Annotated in this window: 14 protein-coding genes; 9 read left to right on the top strand and 5 right to left on the bottom strand. The window is 68.6% G+C overall.

All coding sequences use genetic code 11. The features are described 5' to 3' along the window. Position 1: 1 nt before the first annotated feature. Positions 2–1,828: an ABC transporter ATP-binding protein gene (locus tag P9849_RS06555; protein WP_278268840.1), complete on the bottom strand. Its 1,827-nt coding sequence runs from the start codon at positions 1,826–1,828 to the stop codon at positions 2–4. 188 nt (positions 1,829–2,016) lie between these two features. Between P9849_RS06555 and P9849_RS06560 the strand changes: the two genes are divergently transcribed. Beyond that, a complete protein-coding gene (locus P9849_RS06560) occupies positions 2,017–2,499 on the top strand; it encodes a MarR family transcriptional regulator (RefSeq protein ID WP_278268841.1) in 483 nt (160 codons plus the stop codon). Here P9849_RS06560 and P9849_RS06565 read toward each other — a convergent pair. Continuing rightward, entirely contained in the window at positions 2,480–4,585 is a 2,106-nt protein-coding gene (locus P9849_RS06565; RefSeq protein WP_278268842.1) for a PASTA domain-containing protein, read from the bottom strand. The two genes, P9849_RS06560 and P9849_RS06565, sit on opposite strands and share 20 nt — an antisense overlap. 76 nt (positions 4,586–4,661) lie before the next feature. Next, entirely contained in the window at positions 4,662–6,023 is a 1,362-nt protein-coding gene (locus tag P9849_RS06570) for a lytic transglycosylase domain-containing protein (protein ID WP_278268843.1), read from the bottom strand. Between the two features lie 259 nt (positions 6,024–6,282). Here P9849_RS06570 and P9849_RS06575 point away from each other — a divergent pair, with 259 nt between their 5' ends. After that, positions 6,283–6,636: an Rv2175c family DNA-binding protein gene (locus P9849_RS06575; RefSeq protein ID WP_278268844.1), complete on the top strand. Its 354-nt coding sequence runs from the start codon at positions 6,283–6,285 to the stop codon at positions 6,634–6,636. A gap of 62 nt (positions 6,637–6,698) precedes the next feature. Here P9849_RS06575 and P9849_RS06580 read toward each other — a convergent pair whose 3' ends face one another. Then, the gene (locus tag P9849_RS06580) at positions 6,699–7,811 is read right to left on the bottom strand and encodes a polyprenyl synthetase family protein (RefSeq protein ID WP_278268845.1); all 1,113 of its coding nucleotides are present in this window, start codon (positions 7,809–7,811) and stop codon (positions 6,699–6,701) included. Then, complete coding sequence (locus P9849_RS06585) at positions 7,808–8,305, bottom strand: hypothetical protein (RefSeq protein WP_278268846.1); 498 nt, start codon at positions 8,303–8,305, stop codon at positions 7,808–7,810. Before P9849_RS06585 ends, P9849_RS06580 begins: the two co-directional genes overlap by 4 nt. Positions 8,306–8,517: 212 nt before the next feature. Here P9849_RS06585 and dinB point away from each other — a divergent pair, with 212 nt between their 5' ends. From dinB to P9849_RS06620, 7 genes are all read left to right on the top strand, one after another. Beyond that, positions 8,518–9,696 (top strand): DNA polymerase IV, encoded by a 1,179-nt coding sequence (dinB, locus tag P9849_RS06590; protein WP_278269117.1) that lies wholly within the window; start codon positions 8,518–8,520, stop codon positions 9,694–9,696. A gap of 136 nt (positions 9,697–9,832) precedes the next feature. Then, on the top strand, positions 9,833–10,210 hold the full coding sequence (locus P9849_RS06595; RefSeq protein ID WP_278268847.1) for a DUF3040 domain-containing protein: 378 nt from the start codon (positions 9,833–9,835) through the stop codon (positions 10,208–10,210). Between the two features lie 602 nt (positions 10,211–10,812). Beyond that, on the top strand, positions 10,813–11,244 hold the full coding sequence (gene mraZ / locus P9849_RS06600; RefSeq protein WP_066215498.1) for a division/cell wall cluster transcriptional repressor MraZ: 432 nt from the start codon (positions 10,813–10,815) through the stop codon (positions 11,242–11,244). Positions 11,245–11,420: 176 nt separating this feature from the next. After that, complete coding sequence (gene rsmH / locus P9849_RS06605; protein ID WP_278268848.1) at positions 11,421–12,419, top strand: 16S rRNA (cytosine(1402)-N(4))-methyltransferase RsmH; 999 nt, start codon at positions 11,421–11,423, stop codon at positions 12,417–12,419. Then, positions 12,416–13,063, top strand: a complete 648-nt coding sequence (locus P9849_RS06610) for a hypothetical protein (RefSeq protein ID WP_278268849.1) — start codon at positions 12,416–12,418, stop codon at positions 13,061–13,063. The genes rsmH and P9849_RS06610 overlap by 4 nt, the downstream gene beginning before the upstream one ends. Before the next feature lie 53 nt (positions 13,064–13,116). After that, entirely contained in the window at positions 13,117–14,937 is a 1,821-nt protein-coding gene (locus P9849_RS06615; RefSeq protein ID WP_278268850.1) for a penicillin-binding protein 2, read from the top strand. Positions 14,938–15,099: 162 nt separating this feature from the next. Further along, the gene (locus tag P9849_RS06620) at positions 15,100–16,638 is read left to right on the top strand and encodes a UDP-N-acetylmuramoyl-L-alanyl-D-glutamate--2,6-diaminopimelate ligase (RefSeq protein ID WP_278269118.1); all 1,539 of its coding nucleotides are present in this window, start codon (positions 15,100–15,102) and stop codon (positions 16,636–16,638) included. The last annotated feature ends 5 nt before the right edge of the window (positions 16,639–16,643 follow it).

The following is a 16,643-nucleotide window of genomic DNA, read 5'->3' on the forward strand; positions in this document are numbered from 1 at the left end:
GTCAGCCGATCGGTTCGTCCTGAAGCTCGTCCTCGAACTCGGGGTCGCTCAGCTGGCGCGCCGACAGCTCCGCGAACGCGCCGCCGGCCGCCCGCAGCTCCGGCGCCGTGCCGTGCTCGATGACGCGGCCGCCGTCGAGCACCACGATCTGTTCCGCGTCCTCCACCGTGGAGAGGCGGTGGGCGATCGTCAGGGTCGTGCGGGTGGCGGCCAGGTGGTCCAGGGCCGCCTGGACCTGGGCTTCCGTGGTGTTGTCGAGGGCGCTCGTGGCCTCGTCCAGCACCAGGACGCGAGGATTGCGCAGCAGGGTGCGGGCGATCGCCAGGCGCTGCTGCTCGCCGCCGGAGAAGCGATGTCCGCGTGCGCCGACCATCGTGTCGAGGCCTGCGGGGAGGCTGCGGATGAGCTCGGCCACGTGGGCCGCCTCGAGGGCCTCCCACAGCACGTCGTCGCCCGCGTCCGGTGCGGCGATCCTCAGGTTGTCCCGGACGCTCGCGTGCGCCAGATAGGTCTCCTGGGAGACCACGCCCACGATCGCGGAGAGGTCCTGGAAGCTGAGGTCCCGCACGTCGACGCCGTCGATCGTCACCCGGCCTGCGCCGACGTCGTTGAGGCGGGGGAGCAGGGAGGCCAGCGTCGACTTCCCGGAGCCCGTGGGCCCGACGACGGCGGCCGTCGTGCCGGCGGGGATGGTCAGGTCGACGTCGCTGAGCACGTTCGACCCACTGCCGGGATAGGCGAAGTCCACGTGCTCGAAGCGCACCTCACCGCGGACGGTGGCCGGGTCGAGGTGCACGGGGTGCTCGGGCTCGCGGATCTCCGGGACCAGGTCGAGCCACTCGAAGATGCGCGAGAAGAACGCCATGGCCGTCACCCACTGGACCCCGACGCTCATGAGGCCCATGACCGGACGGAACAAGCCGGACTGCAAGGCGGTGAACGCCACGATGGTGCCGATCGAGAGATCCATGCCGCCCACCGGAAGGCCGGCCGCGAGGTAGATCACGGCCGGGATCGCGGCGAAGACGATCTGCATCGCGGCCATCCGCCACCGTCCGGCCAGTTGGGACCGCATCTCCAGATCGGCCAGCTCGCGGCTCGCCGCATCGAAGCGCGCGGCGTCCCGGGACGTGGAGCCGATGGTCTTGGCCAGCCGGATCCCGGAGACGGAGAGTCCCTCATCCACATACGTCTGCAGCTCCGCCATCTTGGCCTGCTGCTTCACGGTGATGTCACGGCGCTGCAGCGCGACCCGGCGGGCCACCCAGATGGAGGGCGGCAGGACGAGGAGGGAGACGAGGCTGAGCCAGGGGGAGAGGGCGACCATGGCGATCACGGTGCCGATGGCGGTGGTGACGTTGGAGGCGACGGCCGTGGCCGTGTTGGTGACGAGGTTCTGCATGCCGTTGATGTCGTTGGTCATGCGGGACTGGACTTCGCCGCCGTGGGTGCGGGTGAAGAAACCGAGGGACTGGGCCTGCAGATGGCCGAACAGCCGGGTCCGGAGATCATGCATGACCCCTTGCCCGATGCGGGTGGAGATCCACGTCTGCCAGACGCCGATCACCGCGGTCACTGCGGCGACGCCGATCATCGCGAGCACCAGGAGGCCGAGGAGGCCGGTGCGTCCGTGAGGCAGGGCGTCGTCGATCACGCTGCGCACCAGGAATGGCTGGAAGAGGGAGACGATCGAGCTGCCGGTGATCAGGACGACCACCAGGAGCAGCGGGCCCTTGTAGGCGGAGAAGAGGGCGGCGATCCGCCGCTTACTGACCGGGTGCTGGTCGAGCTGAGTGAGGTCGGCCTTGTTGACGCGACCGGGGCCCACAGGGCGTCCTGCGCCCGGGCCTGGGGTGTGGGGGACGGCGCCAAAGGTCATCCGGGGCCTCCTGAGGGGTCGAGGGGAAGCGGCGCATTCCGCGCGCCTCGATAAGGAGGTTACCTCCGTAATAGGGGAATGTAAAGAGGTAACCTCCTCATCTTTCCTTCGGGGCCGCGAATGCCTACAGTGTGACCATGACCCCCGACCGCATGGAGCTCCCTGACCTGGTCCATTCCGTCTCGCACGGACTGCGGCGCAGCTGGATGGCCGATCTGTCCCCGTTCGGCCTGTCGCCTCACCAATGGCGCGCGCTGCACGTCATCGCATCGCACGACGGCGAGCCGCAGCGGCAGCGCGATGTGGCCGCGGCGCTGCGGATCGCGCCGCGTTCGGCGGCGGAGGTGCTGACCCAGCTCGAAGCGGAGGGGCTGATCGCGCGCACGCAGGATCCCACCGACAAGCGGGCCGTGCTGCTGTCCGCCACCACGGAGGGGCTGGAACTGGAGCGGAAGGTCCACGCGGTCCGCTCCCAGCGGGGCGACGAGTACTTCGCCACCCTGGGTGCGGAAGACCGGGCGGAGCTGACCCGCCTCCTCGGGCTGCTGCTCGAGGCCCATCCGCGGCCCGAGGAAGGGTGGGGACTGCCGAGGGGCGGGGCTACACCACGGTCAGCGTGATCGTGGAGCCTTCGGGCGCGGTGCCGCCCCGGGGGTCCTGAGTGCGCACGGTTCCGAAGAAGCCGCCGAGGACCTCATTGATGACCACGGTGAAGCCCAGCTTCTCCAGTTCGGCCTTGGCCACGGTGGCCTGCTTGCCCACGAAGTCGGGGACCTCCACGGGCCGCGGCCCCTTGGACAGTGTCAGGGTCACGGTGTCGCCCTTGAACAGTGTGCCGTTCGCGGGGACCTGTGCGGCGACCCTGCCGGCCGGGACGTCCTTGCTGAACACCTGCTCCTGCGCGGCCTTCACCTCGAAGCCGGCGGCGGTGAGCTTTTGCGTCGCATCGTCCTCGCTCAGACCCAGGACGCTCGGCACCGGGACGGGTTCGGGTCCCTTGGAGACCGTGAGATTCACGGGCGTGCCGCGGCGCACCTGGGCGCCACCGCCGGGGGACTGGGCGATCACCTGGCCCGTGGGCACGGTCTCGCTGTACTTCTCCGTGACGGTTCCGGCCGCCAGGTTCGCCGTGGTCAGCGCGCTGCGGGCGTCGTCCAGTGTCTTCTTGACCAGGCCCGGAACGGGAAACAGCTGCGGCCCCTTGGAGACCAGCAGCTGCACACCTTCGAACTTGCGGATCACAGTTCCGGCCGGGGGCTCGGTGGCCACCACCAGACCGCTCCCGACCTTCTCGTCGAACACCTCTTGCTGTTCGGCTTTGATGCCGTAGCCGGCGAGGATCGACGCGGCCTGTTCCGCAGGCTGGCTCTTGAGATCCGGCAGCGTGACCTGCGCGCCCGGACCCATGCCGAAGAACCATCCGGCGCCGGATGCCAGGAGTGCGAGCAGCACCAGGACGACCACCCAGATGACGCCCTTGCGCCGCGGGTTCCCCTGCCGCACCTGGCGGGTGGGGGTGGCCAGTGCCTTCGCCTCCTGGCGGGCCCGTTCCTTGTCGTCCTTCCTCTGCTGCCGCTTGCTCGGCGGGGCGCCGGGCGTGTGGGGCAGGACCGTGGTCGACTGGCCGGACTGGGGGATGACCGACGTCGCCAGCGGATCGGGCGAGCCCAGCACGGTCGTGTGCCGCTCTCCCGCGGGCAGCACCGTGGTCTGCAGCCCCTGTGCGCCGATGACCTCGGTGGCGCCGCCGCCCTGGGAGGCGCTCTGGTACGCCGGGTTCGCGCTCGGTCCGCCGGGGCCGGCGGGCCGCGGTTCGAACGGCGACGACGCCGGCGCGCCCGGCGCGGGCAAGTCCAGGTCGGCGGCGGGCAGGGTCGCCGCGACATGGCGCAGCTCGCCGAGGAAGGCCCGTGCGTCCACCGGGCGCTCATCCGGCGCCTTCGCCGTGGCCCACAGGACGAGTTCGTCGAAGTCCTGGGCCAGGCCGGGACGCTTCAGCGAGGGGGCAGGGACCTGGTCGTTGACGTGCTGGTAGGCCACCTGGATGGGCATGTCACCCGTGAACGGCACGCCGCCCGTGAGCAGCTCGTAGAGCATGATCCCGCAGGAGTAGACGTCACTGCGCGCGTCGGCGTCGTGCCGCAGGAAGAGCTCGGGGGAGAGGTAGGCCACCGTGCCCAGAAGCTCTCCGGTGCTGGTCTGGGCGGTCGCCTGGCGGGCGAGCCCGAAGTCGCCGATCTTCACGGCGCCCTCCCGGGAGATGAGCACGTTCTCCGGCTTGACGTCCCGGTGGATCAGCCCGGCTTCATGAGCCGCGGCGAGTCCCTCGAGGGCCGGCGCCAGATAACTGATGGCGACCCGCGGCGTGAGGGCGCCCTCGGTGCGGATGACGTCCCGGAGGGTCCGGCCCTCGATGTACTCCATGACCAGGTAGGTCAGGCGGCCGTGGCGTCCGTGGTCGAGGACGGAGACGACATGGGGGTGGGAGAGCCGGGCGGACGCGCGGGCTTCCCGGGCGAAGCGCTCCACGAAGACCTCATCGGACGCCAGCTGAGGGTGAAGCACCTTCAGGGCGACCGGGCGTTCCAGCGTGACATGCAGCGCTTTGTACACGGTGGACATGCCGCCGTCCGCGATGCGTTCGAGCACGCGGTAGCGGTTGTCGACGACCGTGCCGAGAAGCGGGTCTTCAGAGCGGTGTTGCACCCTACGATCCTAAGTGTTCACGCGACAAGGGTCCGGTACGACGCGTACCGGACCCTTGTCGACAGGCGGGAGGTGCTCAGCGGAACGTCGCGCGGTGTGCCTTGATGGCGGCGACGTAGGCCTTGGTGTCCGAGTACATGCCGTGGTGCTCCACCGAGTACTGACCCTGGTAGTAGCCGGCGATCGCGTAGTCGGTGTTGCGGCTGGTGCGGAGCAGCGAGCGGATGATCGCGATGCCCGCCGTCGCGTTGTCGTACGGGTCCAGCAGGTTCAGCTGACGGCCCACCATCTGGGACGCCCACTCACCCGAGCTCGGGATGACCTGCATGGTGCCGATGGCGTTCGCCGGGGACACCGCGCGCTGGCTGAAACCGGACTCCTGGTAGGCGAACGCCAGGGCCAGGGCCGGCTCGACACCCATGCGCCGTGCGGTGTCGGCGACGATCTGACGCATCTCGGCGCGCGTGGGCACCGGCGAGGCGTTCAGCAGGGCCTTGTTGCGGTTGGCGGAGTTGACCACGGCCTTCGGGTACTTGTACCCGAGGAAGGAGTCAGGCACCAGATCGCCCGGAGTGCCCTGGTTGCCCGGGGTGGTGGGGCTGGTGGTCTGGCCGGCGCCGGGGATCACGAGCTTCTGGCCCGGGTAGATGATGGAGGTCATCTTGAGCCGGTTGGCGTTGAGCAGGGCGCTCAGGGAGACGCGCTGACGGGAGGCGATGGCTCCGAGGGTGTCGCCCGCGCGGACCACGTAGCTGCCGCCGGAGACGGCGCCGCCGCCCGTGGAGCCCTTGCCGGTCTGTCCCGTGGACTGAGGCACCACGGCGCCGCCGGCCGAGACCTTGATCTTCTGGCCCGGGTAGATGATCGACGTCGCGCGCAGGCCGTTCCAGGACAGGATCGAGCTCAGGCTGACGCGATGGCGCATGGCGATGGCGCCGAGGGTGTCGCCGGAGCGGACGGTGTAGGTGGAGCCGCCCTGCGCGGTGGTGGGCCGCGAGACCTGACCGCCGGAGGAGGACGGCGCGGAGACGCCCGCCTTCAGCTTGATGGTCTGGCCGGGGTAGATGATCTGATTCGCCCGGATGTTGTTGAGCTTCAGGAGGGCGTTCAGGCTCAGGCCGTAACGATGGGCGATGCCGCTCATCGTGTCGCCCGAGACGATGCGGTACGTGTTCGGAACGGCCTTGAGCGCGATCTGCAGATTCGCGGGCAGCGACGTCGCCACCTGGCTCACCGGCAGGAGGTTGGCCGAGGCGCGGCCGGCGATGGCGGCTTCGAGGCCCTGAGGAAGGCGCTTGGCGGGGGTCACGTTCTGAGGCACCGACGCCTCGGCCGGCTGGGCCAGCGCGAGCGAGGAAAGGACGACTGCGGGAAGGGCGGCCGTCGCCACTGCTGCGGTGGCCCGTGAACGGTTCGTTGGCGATGTGAGGCTCGTCATTCAGTGTCGTCCTTGGCGTCAGGGTCATCCGCTGAAAGGGGAGATTTCAGCGTGTGACCTGTGGTGCGTATGTGAAAGTTGATGGTCGTGTTGAAAATGTGACCAATGTGAATCTCTCACGAAAATTCGGCTAGCACAAGAAGAGCCGGATTTGCTGGGCGACGCCCCGGCGTGTCCTGGACGCCCTGGTCAAGCCCGGAATCACCGGAGCCGCGGGACGGGCTAGGTGGGAGGCGGCCCGGCGTGGCACCCTTAAAGGGTGAGCAATGTTGAAGCCCTGGTGGGCGAATGGCTGCCGTTGCCGGATGTGGCGGAAATCCTTGATATGAAGATCTCCCGGGTCCACGGGCTGATCGACGAACGCGCCCTGGTGGCGCTGAAGGTGGGCGAGCGGAAGATCCGCAGCGTTCCCGCCGAGTTCGTGAAGGACGGGGAAGTCCTGGACTCCCTCAAGGGGACCATCGCGGTCCTGAAGGACTCCGGCTTCACGGATGAGGAACTGATCACCTGGCTCTTCACCGAGGACGAGTCCCTTCCCGGACGTCCGGTGGACGCGCTGAGGGCCGGGCGTAAGACCGAGATCCGGCGCCGGGCCTCCGCGCTGGCCTGGTGACTCCAGACGGGAACCATGAAGGGCAGGTCACGGAATCGTGACCTGCCCTTCATCATTTTGTGTCAGGAACTCCGCTGGACCGCCGCCTCGGCCAGGGACCGCAGGGCCTGCCGTGGCAGGTCGGGAATGCGCAGTTCGTCCAGTGCGGTGAAGCTCGCGGCGCTGAGCGAGTCGATCTCCGTCTCGACGGCCGCCAGCGCGCCGCACGCCGTCATGTCCGCGCGGACGCGCGCGACGTCGTCGTCGGTCAGATCGGAGTGGCCGAGAGCTGCTTCCAGGAACCCCACCTGATCCGGCGTGCCCAGTTCGCGCATGAAGGCGACCAGCAGGGTGCGCTTACCCTCCCGCAGGTCGTCGCCGGCCGGCTTGCCCGTGGTGAGCGGATCGCCGAAGACGCCCAGCTCGTCATCCCGGAGCTGGAACGCCTCGCCCAGGGGGAGTGAGAAACGGGAGAACCCGTCGAGGAGCTCCTGGGGCGCCCCTGCGATCGCGCCGCCGAGCGCCAGGGGATGCTCGGTCGAGTATTTGGCGGACTTGAAGCGGATGACGGTGCGGGCCCGCTCGACAGCCCCGTCCACCGTGCGGAGCGGCCCGGCCACCTCTTCGAGGATGTCGAGGTACTGACCGGCCATCACCTCGGCCCGCATGCGGTTGAAGATCCCTCGTGCCACGGTGCCGGCGCGCGTGGCCGCCCCGATCTCGGCGAAGGCCTCCTCGCTGAACGACAGGCAGAGGTCCCCGGTGAGGATGCCCGCGGCGTGGCCGAAGCGTTCCGGGTCCAACCGCCAGCCCGACTCCTGATGGAGATCCGCGAAGGACTGATGCACGCTCGGCCGGCCGCGACGGGTGGCCGAGCGGTCGATGATGTCGTCGTGGATCAGCGCTGCCGCCTGGAAGAGCTCGAGCGCGACGCCGGCCTGCACCGCCTCCTCGGCCTGTGCCGCGCCGCCCGCGGCCCGGAAGCCCCAGTACGCGAGCAGGGCGCGCATCCTCTTGCCCCCGCTCACAAGGGTGCGGATGGAGTCGAGCAAGGGGGCGACGTCCTCGGAGATCCCCGAGACCAGGTGGCGCTGGCGGTCGAGGAAGTCTTCGAGCCGCTCGTTCACCGCGGTGACGAAGAGGGCCTGCTCAGTGTTCACTTCGGCGCTCAGGCCGGGCTGCGATGCCGTGGTCATTTCGCGTTGGCCGTCCTCACCGTGGCGCCGATGGTGACGGTGCTCCCACCCGATGCGGGTGCGGCGTTCAGGCTGACCGTCTCGTCTCCGTTGTTCCGGATGAACGTCTTGTTCAGCACGCCGTCCACCGTGGTCGACGCGGTCGCCGTGAAGCCGAGCTTCTTGAAGTGTGCGGTGTAGAACGCGTCGACCGCTGCCGGCGCGGACGGCGCCGTGCCGGTGAACGCGACGTCGGTGACCTCGCCGCGCGGGCTCACGGTGCCGCTCACCTGGGTGAGCTTCGGCATGGCCGGGATGAGCGCCGTCGGGAAGTTCGCGGGGAGCGCGGGCGCCGTGGACGTGGCCTGCGCGGCGGCGCTCGGGGAGGCCGACGGCGTCGCGGTGGACGTCGACGCGGAAGTGGCGGCCTCAGGGGTGCAGGCCGTGAGGCTCATCCCCACGCACAGAGCCACGGCGAGACCGGCGCGTCGCCACGCCGTCGGGTGCTTGGTCAATCGGAACTCCTCCGGTGGATCGAGCCTGCGCAGCCGCAGGGCCCGGCCGGGCCACGTGCCGGCGGGGGCACTCCTATTTTAGAGGGCCTGACGTGGAGGTCGATGCCGGACGCCGCAGAGGCGTTCTTCTGTCAGGGGAGCTGACTAGCATGGTGGGTATGGAGGCGCGGGAACTGGAGAGGTGGAGGAGATGCAGCATCCTCCACGTGGACATGGACGCCTTCTTCGTCTCCGTGGAGCAGCGCGAGAATCCCGCACTGCTCGGACGCCCCGTGATCGTCGGATTCCCGGCGGACCGCTCCGTCGTCCTGTCCGCCTCGTATGAGGCCCGCGCTTTCGGGGTGCGCTCGGCGATGCCGATGTCCCAGGCCTATGCCCGGTGCCCTCAGGCGGTGATCGTCCCACCCCGCCACGAGCTGTACTACGAAGTGTCGGCTCAGCTCATGGAACTCTTCCGCTCCTATACGGACGCGGTGGAGCAGCTCAGCGTGGACGAGGCGTTCCTGGACGTGTCCGGGGCGCTCCGCCGCGTCGGGTCACCGGTGGAGATCGCGCAGGACATCCGGCGCCGCGTCCGCGCCGAGCTGGGGGTCTCCGCCTCCGTGGGCATCGCCGGCACCAAGTTCCTGGCCAAGATCGCCTCCACCCGGTCCAAGCCGGACGGCCTGCTGGTGATCGAGCCGGAGCAGCAGCTCGAGTACTTGCATTCGTTGCCGGTCAAGGCGCTCTGGGGTGTGGGCGGCAAGTCCGAACAGCAGCTCGCCCGGCTGGGACTGAGCACCGTGGCGGACGTCGCAGCGACCCCGCTCCCCGTGCTGCGCAAGGCCTTCGGGGCCATGGGGGAGCACATTCACGCGCTGGCCTGGGGGAGGGACCCACGTCCGGTGACCTCCGAGCGGGTGGACAAGAGCATGAGCGCGGAGACCACGTTCGCCGAGGACACCCGGGACGCCGCGGCCCTTCACCGGGCACTGCTCTCCCTGTCCCACCGCGTGGCCCGGAGGCTCCGTTCCGGTGAGATGTCGGCGGGCGGGGTGGCGCTCAAGCTGCGATACGCCGACTTCAGCACCATCACCCGGAGCCGCCGACTCGATTACGCCACCGATTCCGGCGCAAAGCTGTACGAACTGTCCCGCATGCTGCTGGATGCCGTGGGCCCCTTGCCGCAGGCGATCCGCCTGATCGGGGTGCGGGCGGACCATCTGGAGGCCGGATCGGGTGCGGTGCAGCTGAGTTTCGACCGGCAGGACGACAACTGGCGCAAGGTGGAGAAGAGCCTCGATGAGGTGCGGGACAAGTTCGGAACCTCCGGGCTCACACCGGCCCGGCTCCTCGGATCCAAGGCCCGGAACCGGCCCGGGCCGGAAAGTCCTCCTGAAAAGGCGGGATGAGTCGAACTCCACTTTCACCCGGACGTTCTGAGGCCTAAAATTGGAGTACGGGGAACTTCCCCGCTGAGGAGTCCGTTGCACTAGTCAGTGGCACCACGAATCAAGCCGACTGGCGCCCGGAGATGAGGAGGTCGTCATGCCGCTCTCGGAGCATGAACAGAGGCTGCTCGAGCAGCTGGAGCGACAGCTGCATGAGGACGATCCCAAGTTCGCCAGTCAGATGGAGCAGGGTGCTGCTCACCGCTGGTCCACCAAGCGCCTGGTGATCGGCGCGTTCGCCGTGGTCGCGGGCATCCTGGTCCTGCTGCTCGGCGTCACGCTTCAGAACATCGTGGTGGGTGTTCTCGGGTTCCTGGTCATGGGTGGAGGCGTCTACTTCGCCACCAGCATGGGCAAGGGACTGAGCCCGGCCTCCGGTCACCGCGACGCCGGCGCGCGTCCCTCCCGTCCGCGGTCCGGCTTCATGGAGGACCTGGAGCAGCGCTGGGAGCAGCGCCGCCGCGAAGAACCCTGATCCTTTCCGTCTGACGGTCCGTCCGTCAGTCCGCAGCCCTGCCGCACCGGCGCCCTGATGGCGCCCGACGACGGCGGGGGAGTCGCCTCGAGAGCCCGCTTCGGCGGGCTCTTCGTCGTTTCCGGGTCTTGCCGTGCGCACCCTGCTTGCCGCGCGCATCCTCATTGCGGCTCCCAGCCCGCATGCCGCGTGCACATCCTCCGAGGGCGGGACCGGCATTTCAGCGGCCCTCCACTCCCATTCCCACGTCGCTCCACAACCTCCTCCTTTTCCCTCCCCGGCGCGTGGCCGGGAGTCCACCACTTCGCTCCACGCTTCCCTCCCTTTCCCTCCCCAGAGGGTGTTCCAGGCCGTTTTCCGGCCTTTCCCCGGCGCTCCCGTCCGCCCGCGGCACTCCCGGGCGCTGCCGGCGCTGATTTTCCCTCCACTTCCCACCACGTCCCTGGATCCCAGTGCTGGCAAGGATTTTCGCAACACAGCACGCTGGAGAAAACGTGTTTCGACCTTGACCGTGGTGCGAAGTGGAGTACAGTGGAGGCAGTAAGAGGGTAGTGGCGGCACTTGGGGTAGTACGGCAGCTTTCGACGGATCGGCGGTGAGCAGTGTTCCTTGGCACTCACTCGCCGCGTCTCGACGAAAAAGGCCGCATCATCCTGCCGGCCAAGTTCCGCGAGGAACTGGCCAACGGACTGGTTCTGACAAGGGGCCAGGAGCGCTGCATCTACGTCTTCAGCCAGAAGGAATTCGAACGTATTCACGAGCAGATGCGGCAGGCTCCACTGTCCAGCCGCCAAGCCCGCGATTACATGCGTGTCTTTCTGTCTGGAGCCTCTGATGAGGTACCCGACAAGCAGGGGCGCGTGACGATTCCGCCGGCGCTCCGGGAGTACGCGGGTCTGGGACGGGAGCTGGCCGTGATCGGCGCAGGAACCCGGGCCGAGATCTGGGACGCCCAGGCCTGGAACCAGTACCTCGAGGAGCAGGAGAACTCCTTCTCCGACACGGACGAAGACGCGATCCCCGGGATCTTCTGAGGAAGAACCCAGGCCGTTTCCTGGACGTGATCTCCAGCCGCCCAAGGCTGGTCATCCTGGCTCACCTTCCCCGGAGCCAGGCGGACCGACCCGCGGCGCGGATGGGGATCACGTCACAGGAAGCGCAGCGCACGGCAGGCAGGAACGTAGGCGACACCACCAGGGCAGGAGACCACATGGCGGAGATGAGCGGGTCAAGGCCCACCTCCGAACGTCACATCCCTGTCCTCAAAGAACGTTGCCTGATGCTGCTGGCCCCCGGCTTCGATGCAGCACGTGGACGCGGGGAGCGTCCCGTGGTCATCGACGCCACCCTCGGCATGGGCGGCCACTCGGAAGCCCTGCTGCAGCGCCATGAAGATCTCCACCTGATCGGCATCGACCGTGACGAGGAGGCTCTGGCCCTGGCCGGTGAGCGGCTCAGCCCCTTCGCCGGACGTACGAGCCTGGTGCATGCCGTGTATGACGAGATCCCCGAGGTCCTCGAGGAACTCGGAATCCCGGCCGTACACGGCGTCCTCATGGACCTCGGTGTCTCCTCGCTTCAGCTCGACGAGCGGGAGCGCGGTTTCGCCTACTCCTACGACGCTCCACTGGACATGCGAATGGACACCAGCCGTGGTCAGACCGCGGCCGATGTCGTCAACGAGTATGAGGAACAGGACCTCGTCCGGCTGATCCGCACCTGGGGCGAAGAGAAGTTCGCCGGCAGGATCGCCCGCAGCATCGTCACCCGCCGGGCCGAGACCCCCTTCACCACCACCGGTGAGCTGGTCGAGGCCATCCGTGCAGTGGTGCCGGCAGCCGCCGCGCGGAACAGCGGTCACCCCGCCAAGCGGACCTTCCAGGCGCTGCGCATCGAGGTGAATGAGGAACTGGACGTTCTCGAGCGCGCCGTCCCGGCCGCCGTGGACGCCATCGCCCTCGGAGGCCGCGTGGTCGTGATGTCCTACCACTCGCTGGAGGACAAGATCGTCAAGCGGACCTTCCAGTCCCGCTCCACCTCATCGGCTCCGCACGGGTTCCCGGTGGAACTCGAGCAGCACAAGCCGGAACTCAAGACCATCACCAAGGGCACCGAACAGCCCACCGAAGCAGAGATCGCGGAAAACCCCCGTGCGGCCTCGGCCCGCCTTCGCGCGGCCGAACGCATCAAGGACAGGAGGACGGCATGAGCAGCGTCACCACCCGCCCGGCCATCCGGACCGTCGGCAACACGGCCCGGAAGCTTGCCACCCCGGCACCGCAGCCGACGCAGCGGAAGCGCACGCCGCTCGTCGTCGTGCCCTCCGCGCCGCGCCGCAAGTCGGTCGTTTTCGTGGCGTCCTGCTTCGCCGTGCTCGCGGCAGCCCTCGTGGGCGTCCTGCTGCTCAACATCCAGCTCTCCCAGGGCCAGTACGACATGGTGGCGCTCAAGGCGAAGCAGTCGGCCCTGACGAAGAAGAACCAGGAGCTCTCCCAGGAGGTCCAGAACTTCAACGCGCCGCAGAACCTCGCCGCGAAGGCCACCGCGATGGGCATGGTCCCGTCCGCAGGCCAGGGGCAGATCGACCTGGACCGCACCACCGTGAGCGGCAAGGCCGTCGCGGCGACCAAGGATGAGAAGACCAAGTCGGCCATCATCGCCGCGCCTGCCATCGCCGGTCAGCTGAGCGTCGTCCCGTCCTCCACCGAGGACCAGGCCACCACGGACTCCACCCAGAAGAAGCCCGCCGAGAGCAAGACCACGGCGCAGGCTCCGGCGGTTCCTCAGGTTCCTAAGGTTCAATTGAACGGGGGAACGGTCCCGGCGCCTGCGCAGCGGACCCCCGTCAACTGATCGACAGAGGACAAGACCTACCTCACCGGTAGGCAGTGAGAGGGCGAGTCGTGGTGAGGACAGGCAAGACGAAACAGCGGGGGACCGCGCGGCGCGTTCAGCTCCGGCTCCGCATCGGCCTGGGCATCATGCTCACCCTGCTCCTGGTGGTGGGTGGCCAGCTCGTCCTCATCCAGGGTTTCGATGTCGGCGGGCTGGCCGAGGCCGCCCAGGCCAAGCGTTCCCGGACCATCGAACTTCCGGCGCAGCGGGGTGCGATCGTCGATTCCAAGGGAACCGTTCTCGCGAATTCGATCATCCGCTATGACGTGGTGATCGATCCGAAGCAGAACACGGGCAAGGACAGCTTCTGGCGCACCGACCCCAAGGACCCCACCAAGGCGATCAAGATCAGCCGTGATCAGGGCCTCCAGGATCTCGCCGGACTGCTGAAGATGCCGTACGAGGACGTCAAGAAGGCCGCCACCGGCACCTCGCAGTACAAGCTCCTCGCGCGCGGCGTGAAGCCCGAGACGGCCGACGCGATCCTCGAACTGGCCGTGCCCGGCGTCGTCACGCAGGGCACGAGCCAGCGTGTCTACCCGAACGGCGCGGTGGCCGGCGGGATCATCGGCTTCCTCAAGGACGGCAAGGACGGCATCGCCGGGATCGAGCAGACCCAGAACTCCGTGCTGACCGGCACCCCTGGATCCCGCAGCTTCGAGATGGGCGCCGACGGTCTCGTCATCCCGGTGGCGCCGGACCGCATCACCCCCGCCAAGAACGGCAAGACGGTCAAGCTCACCATTGACAGCGATCTGCAGTATTACGCCCAGCAGGTCATTCAGACCCAGGTGAACAACCTGGGCGCCGAATGGGGCAGCGTCGTGGTGCAGGAAGTGAAGACCGGCAAGATCGTCGCCATGGCGGACACCAACACCCCGGATCCGAACAATCCCGGTGGTGTGGCGCCCGAGGACCGCGGCGTCCGGTCGGTCACGGCCGCGCTCGAGCCCGGTTCGGTGGAGAAGCCCCTCGTGGCGGCCGCCTTGATCGAAGAGGGCAAGTCCAAGCCGATGGAGCAGTTCTCGATCCCCAACAGCTACACGGTGAACGGGCAGACGTTCGAGGACTCCTTCAGCCACCCGACCTTCAACCGGACGCTCGCCGGCATCCTCGGCTACTCCCTGAACACGGGGACCGTCATGGCCGGCCAGCGGCTGAGCAAGCAGGAGCGTTACGACTGGCTCCGGCGCTTCGGCATCGGCCAAGCTCCGAACGTGCCGCTGCCCGGGGTGGCCGGCGGCATCCTCAGCAAGCCGGAGAAGTGGGACGGCCGCCAGGAGTTCACCGTCCTGTTCGGGCAGGGCGTCTCCCAGTCGGTGCTGCAGACGGTCATGGCGTATCAGAGCATCGCCAACGACGGCGTCATGCTGGAGCCGCGCCTCATCGACGGCTACGTCAACGAGGACGGCACGGAGGAGAAAGCCCCCATGGGTCCCTCCCGTCAGGTCATCTCCAAGTCCACCGCCAAGCAGACCCGGGACATGCTGGAAAGCGTCGTCACGGAAGGCGAGTGGAAGGACGCGGCCATTCCCGGATACCGCGTGGGTGCCAAGACCGGCACCTCCGAATCACCCTGTGACAACGGCCGACCCGGTTTCTGCGGGTACACCGCCTCGATCGTCGGGATGGCTCCCATGGACAATCCCCAGTACATCGTCGAGGTGCTCGTGCAGCGGCCGCAGGACAAGATCTTCGGCATCGACGGCGCCGACATCTTCCGCTCGGTCATGGGCCAGGTGCTCCGCGTGAACAATGTCCCGCCGTCCACCGGCAAGCCCGTGCATCTGGACCAGTTTGGTCCCGGAGGCTCCTCCGGCAACGGCAAGTGACCCCGACCTTTTCCGGACCTCCGGCTCGCACCGGATCCACCGCAGCAGATCTTTTGGAGCAGATACGTGTCAGAGCATGAAGCCAACCCCGCGGTCCGGTCCGGTGCCGGGCAGGAACGCAAGGCCCGGGTCTTCCGGCCGCAGACGCCCCCTGCCGTAGCGCTGGGCCGTCTGGCGGAGAGCCTCGGCCTGGACGCCGGGCCGCAGGCCGACGTGGTGGTCTCCGGGATCACCAACGACTCGCGGAGCGTCCTGCCCGGCGATCTGTACGTCGCCCTTCCGGGCGCGCATCGGCATGGCGCTGATTTCTCGGCGCAGGCCGTCGCGGACGGGGCCGTCGCCGTGCTCACAGACCAGGAGGGCGCCCGCCTGCTGGCGTGGGACACCACCGTGGAGAGCGTGCCGGTCCTGATCCATCCCGAGCCGCGCGCCGTCGTCGGGCAGCTGGCCGCCACCCTCTACGGGAACGGGCCCCAGGACGGCCTGCGGCGCTTCGGTGTGACCGGGACGAACGGCAAGACGACCACGTCCTACTTCGTCAACGCGCTGCTCCGCGGGCTCGGCGTGGTCCCCGGACTGATCGGGACCATCGAGATCCTCGCGGGTGACGAGGCGATCCCGAGCGTGCTGACCACGCCCGAATCCAGTGATGTGCAGGCGCTCATGGCGCGCATGCGGCAGCACGGCCTCGGCGCGGTGACCATGGAGGTGTCCTCCCACGCTCTGCAGTTCCATCGCGTGGACGGGGTCCTGTTCGACGTCGCCGGCTTCACCAACCTGACCCAGGACCACCTGGACCTGCACGGCAGCATGGAGGAGTACTTCGCCACGAAGGGGCTGCTCTTCACTCCCGAACACGCCGCCGCCGGCGTCGTGATCGTCGACGACGAGTGGGGCCGCCGCTTCGCCGACGCGAGCCGCATCCCCGTGACGCGCCTCGCCGTCAGCCCCGATGTCGCCACCGACGCCGACTGGACCGTGCAGGACGTCGTCAGCCACGGGGCGCTGGGTTCCGACTTCGCGCTGCATGGCCCCGACGGCGCCGTGCTCCGGGCCCGCGTCCCGCTGCCCGGTGGGTTCAACGTGGCCAACGCCGCCCTTGCGATCGTGATGGTGCTGCGTTCCGGTGTCTCCGTGGAGGAGATGGCAGGAGTGCTCGCCGGTGGTGATCCGCTGTCCGTCCAGGTTCCCGGCCGCATGCAGGTGGTGGCCACCGAGCCCCGCGCGATCGTCGACTTCGCCCACAACCCCGACGCTCTGGAACGGGCCCTGCAGGCCGTCCGCTCGCCCGACGGCACGGGCAAGGTGATCGTCGTCTTCGGCGCCACCGGGGAGCGCGACGCCGGCAAGCGGCCGATCATGGGCGCCACCGCCGTGCGGGGCGCGGACGTGGTGATCGTCACCGATGACGACCCCCATGACGAGGACCCCGCGGGCATCCGCTCCGAAGTCATTGCAGGAGCCTTCCAGGCCCGGGACCAGGAGCGTCCCGACGTCCTCGTGGAGGAGTCCTTCCCCCGGGATGAGGCGATCCGCAGGGCCGTGGAGCTCGCTGGCCCGCAGGACACGATCCTCGTGGCCGGACGTGGCCACGAGGTCTGGCAGGAGGTCAAGGGCGTGAACATCGCGCTCGATGACCGGGAGGAACTCCGGGCCGCTCTGGCGGCGCGTGGATTCCGCGATTCGACGACGAACGACTAGGCTCC

Source organism: Arthrobacter sp. Y-9, from assembly GCF_029690065.1.
Taxonomy (GTDB): Bacteria; Actinomycetota; Actinomycetes; order Actinomycetales; family Micrococcaceae; genus Arthrobacter_E.